Here is a 4,180-nt window from a genome sequence, read left to right as displayed (position 1 = left end):
CAAGATCAAGGAATTCAAGGGCATCGCCATGCGAGCGGAGAAGACGGACCGCAACTTCGCAGCCATGCTTTACCTCTCCATGACAGTCGTCAATTCGCGATGAATCTCAACAGGCCCTAGAGTGCGTTTTGCACGTCCAATATCGCCGGTTCGACATTGGCTGTGGGCTAATTCTAAAAGGATAGTCTCCTTTCAGCCCATCTGAACATCTTTGCAGGAGAACCATTTCGACTGCATCGGCTGGATATCTCTGAACAGAATCTAGCTCTTAGACCAAAACTTCAGCACCACTTACGTTGACACCCGGTCGCACTCGAAGTTGTGCGATCTCTTTTCCAGCACGATCCTCCGCCAAACGGATCTCGTAGGCGCTTTGGAGATTGAGCCAGAACTGCGCGCTCATTCCGAACCAATGGCCGAGGCGCAACGCGGTATCGCCTGTGATTCCTCGACGACCATGGATGATCTAGGAAACACGATTGGGCGGGACATTGATCTGCCGGGAGAGTTCGCTTGGCGAAACGCCGAGCTCAGTGAGTTTTTCCGCGAGAATTTCGCCAGGATGGATCGCAGGACGGGCCATTCAGGTGCTCCTTATCTGGCTTGGGCAGGCCGCCGGATCGGCGTCGGCTCAGTCATAATCGACAATCTCGACCTGCGCCTGTTCGCCGGGCGACGTCTCGAAGCGAACTTCGAAGCCTTTGACCGGCGCCAGACGAACATCGCGCAGGAAGTCGGTGACGGCGGTGTAGCCGCCGGAATAACCGAGTTCCTTCAGCTCTCGAAGAAGGCGTCGGCCCGTCAGGCCGCGAAAGGCGGTGACGCGTTCACGCAGATAGGCCGCGAAAGGATCAATCACTGTCTGCCGCGGTTGTCGCGGACTGTAGGCCGGAGCCTCCATGCCGCGTTCGATGTATTTGCGGACCGTCTTACGGTCGAGACCGCTTTGACGCGCGATCGCCGACACGGTGAGGCCCTGCCGGTGCAATTCCAAAATCATCATGAGTTCCCCGAGATCGATCACCGCATGCTCCCTCCCGACCATCGGGAGCGGCATCGATGACATCGCGCCGCCGGTCTTCCGGGGCGCGCCCCGGAAGACCGGCGGCAACGTCAAACTGGGGAAGATTCAAACGGCGCTTCTGGGTAGTTTCCACCCGGCAGCGACAACCGGCCATCTCCTGAAGCCCGCACTGCAGGTGCACAGGTATGAATGAGTTTTTCCGAGGCATTTCGGGTCATTTCGAAATTCCTCGAATTGACTCGATTTACTTCGGTCTGCGTTAGTTCGTGGCCGTTATGAACGGCTATGGCACGAGAAACGCTACAGGACTGGGCTCAACGTTTTGCTGACGATCTTGTGGTCGATGGCGAGGCCGTCGCGCTCGACCGGGTTCTTCGCAAGCATCTTGATAGCCTTACTTTATTTCGCAGCCAGGGTCTGAACTGGGGTAGCATTGCCCGGGCCGTCGCGAAGGCCGGTGGCCGGCGATCTGACGGTCAGCCTTTTTCAGAAGACCAGATCCGTGGCAGTGTTTCGCGTCTCGTGAGGGCCGGGCGGAAACATGAGACGGCGACACCGCGACGCCATTTCCGCGGAAAAGAGTCTCCCGACGAACTGACGTCGCAGCAAAAGAAACCACCCGATCAAGGGCGGCCACGTGGCGACATGCAAAAAGCCCTTACGCCGCTACCGCGTCGACCGTCGTCGCCCGCTTCCGTCAGCAAGAGCGGTGACATGGAAATCAGCGCCGACGATCTCGCCGTCGTCTTGGCCCGAATTAAACGCTCCTGAGCATCAAAGGTGAAAACCATGCCAATAGACACGATTGTTGCCCGGTTCGAAGCCGATGATGGATCGACGCGTCATTTCACATTTGACGAGCTTGTTCACCCGATCCATGATCATCGTCTAATCCGGGATCATTCCCTTCTCTTCTGGAACTCAGAGTTTGAAGTAGATTCCCGGATCCTCGCCAATATCGGCGACATCATCGAGCAGGAAACCGGGTTTCCCGCCCTCTCGGAACTGACAACGCTCGATCGACTGAAAGCCAGGGACGTTCCTCTTGATCGGGAGCAGGCACGCCATTTCGTGGCTGGCGGAATCCTGTGGTACATGCCGGGATTTTTCACGACGATCGATCCGGGGAAGAAGCATACATCGAAGAACAGCCATCAGCTCGACCAGGCGACGGCCATCCATGGAGCCCTTGGCCGAAACCTTGTCAAATCGGCGCTCTGGCGATCGTATCGTGAAGTCCCGAGGCAGAGAAACGATGGTGACGGTCGCACGCTGGAAAAGCGTGCCGCAACGGATGCAGACCGTATTATATCGAAGGCTCTAGGTTATGAGCTCGTCGATCAGGAAGATGGCACTATCGGCAACGAGCGCCAGCTGTTTCATCTTCTTGATGGCGACCGGGAACTCGGTGTTCTGATTGAAACACCCACTTACATCCTAGCCTCCGCAATGGAGCAGGGACGCCGGTATATCGACTGGCTTTACGACATCTCGTATCACGATGAAGACGGCACCCTCAGGCGCACTGTTGCTTCCGACCGGCTTGATAGAGACGGCGAAAAGATCCGTTTTTATAAGGCTTGTACCAAGCGAATAAATGCCGAGATCGCGCTATTCGAAGAGGTCTGCGGGCAGGAATTCGACGGTCCGGCATTGGCGGCATGGCAGATGCAGGTTGTCACCGCCCTTCGATTGGCAGGAAGCGCGTCTGCCCTGGCCGATCATGAAAGAATGGTCGTGTCCCAGGATCTGCGGCGGCTGAACGCACGGTGTCAGGCATTGCGTCAGGTGGAGCATCCGACCCCTGAGGAAGAGCTGAACCTCGAAAACATCCGAGACGAGATCGCGAACCTCACCAACAGATTTGAGGATCATCGAAGGGCACCAATTCTGCGCGAATTCGAAAACCGTCGATATCGCGACGCGATCTATCATATCCTGACGCCGCTCAACGCAACGCTCGTGGCGTTTTATTCAGGGGTCGACCCCCAATCTATCAATCCGGATATCTGCGAGCTACAGATGCCGGCGATGGCTCATCTTCTTGAGGCCGCAGTGTGGGCCGGCAAGCTTCAGCGCGATCGGAAGAGGACGATGACGGCCGCGATCGCATCAACGCTTCTGGCCGTACTCGAGGAAAAAGAATGGTCGGCCGAACATCGTGCAACACTTTTGGAATGTCGCGACATCGTTTTCTCTGCTCTGGATCCAGCTGCAGTTGAAACGCTCCATAACGCCGCGCGAAACAGCGCAAGAACCGGTGAACCCAGGACCGTTTTTCAAGGCTTCCCCGAGATTAACGCGCGGCAGGATCTCAATCGCGAGAGAATGTTCGATCAGGCTCTGGAAGACTCGGAATTTGTCGATACCGAGGCTTACGGGTTTGCCTACGATCACGACCTTGGGGTGTTTGCAACCGATTATCGACCACTTCATCTGATGGGCCATTTTCTCAATGTACCACCGGCATACGAAGCCAACTGGCTCGGTCAGGTCAGGATCCGGTTCGTTGATCGCGAGTTCGCTGGGTTCGAATATGGGGCGTAGAACGCCGCGCGATACGCCGATCGGTAAGACCGAGGCCATTCTGTCTCGACAGCAAACCAGACTTTGCGTCTATAAATAGACGGTCCTGCCTTTCCGCCGGAACAAAAAGGGGCTAACCGTCGATGACGCTAGCCCCTTTTCACTACATCAGCGATGCGTAATTTTATCGGCGATCGATACGAATTCGCTCTCCCTGGCCGATTGGATCGCCCCTGACGAGGTCAGGATTTTTCGAGAGCAAGTCGCTGACAGTCATTTCGAGCAAGTCTGCCGCAGCCTCCGGTGTCAGCCAACTTGATCTCACCTCGTAATCACAGAAATAAACTTGCCGATTCAATTCCTTACACATTTCTGTAGCAAATGAATTGTATTCTAGTGGGTCGTTTATATGGGTGATACCAAGCAGTAAAAACCCAGATACCCAGACAAACATCTGTCCAGAACGCCACTGGTCTCCATTGATTTCTCCTTTTTGCAGACAATAATTGACCTGCCACTGAGTTTTTCCTCCACGTTGGATTAGAGTCCGTTCCCCATTGAGGACGGACGACATGAAGCGAAAGCGTTTTTCTGAAGAACAGATCATCGGCGTTTTGAAGGAGCAGGAGG

General features: G+C 55.4%; 3 protein-coding genes and 2 pseudogenes. 2 read left to right on the top strand and 3 right to left on the bottom strand.

Annotation, left to right across the window (positions count from 1 at the left end; translation table 11 throughout):
* Positions 1 to 268: 268 nt before the first annotated feature.
* Positions 269 to 583: pseudogene (locus ABRA89_RS20120) on the bottom strand (HigA family addiction module antitoxin).
* 66 nt (positions 584 to 649) lie between these two features.
* Positions 650 to 1,024 (bottom strand): annotated as a pseudogene (locus ABRA89_RS20115) (helix-turn-helix domain-containing protein); the annotation flags it as partial.
* Between the two features lie 285 nt (positions 1,025 to 1,309).
* Here ABRA89_RS20115 and ABRA89_RS20110 point away from each other — a divergent pair.
* Together ABRA89_RS20110 and ABRA89_RS20105 are read left to right on the top strand one after the other, a co-directional pair.
* Positions 1,310 to 1,795 (top strand): hypothetical protein, encoded by a 486-nt coding sequence (locus ABRA89_RS20110; RefSeq protein WP_349943288.1) that lies wholly within the window; start codon positions 1,310 to 1,312, stop codon positions 1,793 to 1,795.
* 18 nt (positions 1,796 to 1,813) lie between these two features.
* A complete protein-coding gene (locus ABRA89_RS20105) occupies positions 1,814 to 3,571 on the top strand; it encodes a hypothetical protein (protein WP_349943287.1) in 1,758 nt (585 codons plus the stop codon).
* A gap of 163 nt (positions 3,572 to 3,734) precedes the next feature.
* Here ABRA89_RS20105 and ABRA89_RS20100 read toward each other — a convergent pair.
* A partial coding sequence (locus tag ABRA89_RS20100; RefSeq protein WP_349943286.1) for a hypothetical protein occupies positions 3,735 to 4,180 on the bottom strand: 446 nt, incomplete at its 5' end.

The organism is Fulvimarina thalattae (assembly GCF_040239565.1).
Lineage (GTDB): Bacteria > Pseudomonadota > Alphaproteobacteria > Rhizobiales > Rhizobiaceae > Fulvimarina.
Note: the sequence above shows the minus strand (reverse complement) of the source record. Positions and strands in the feature narration are given on the sequence as shown.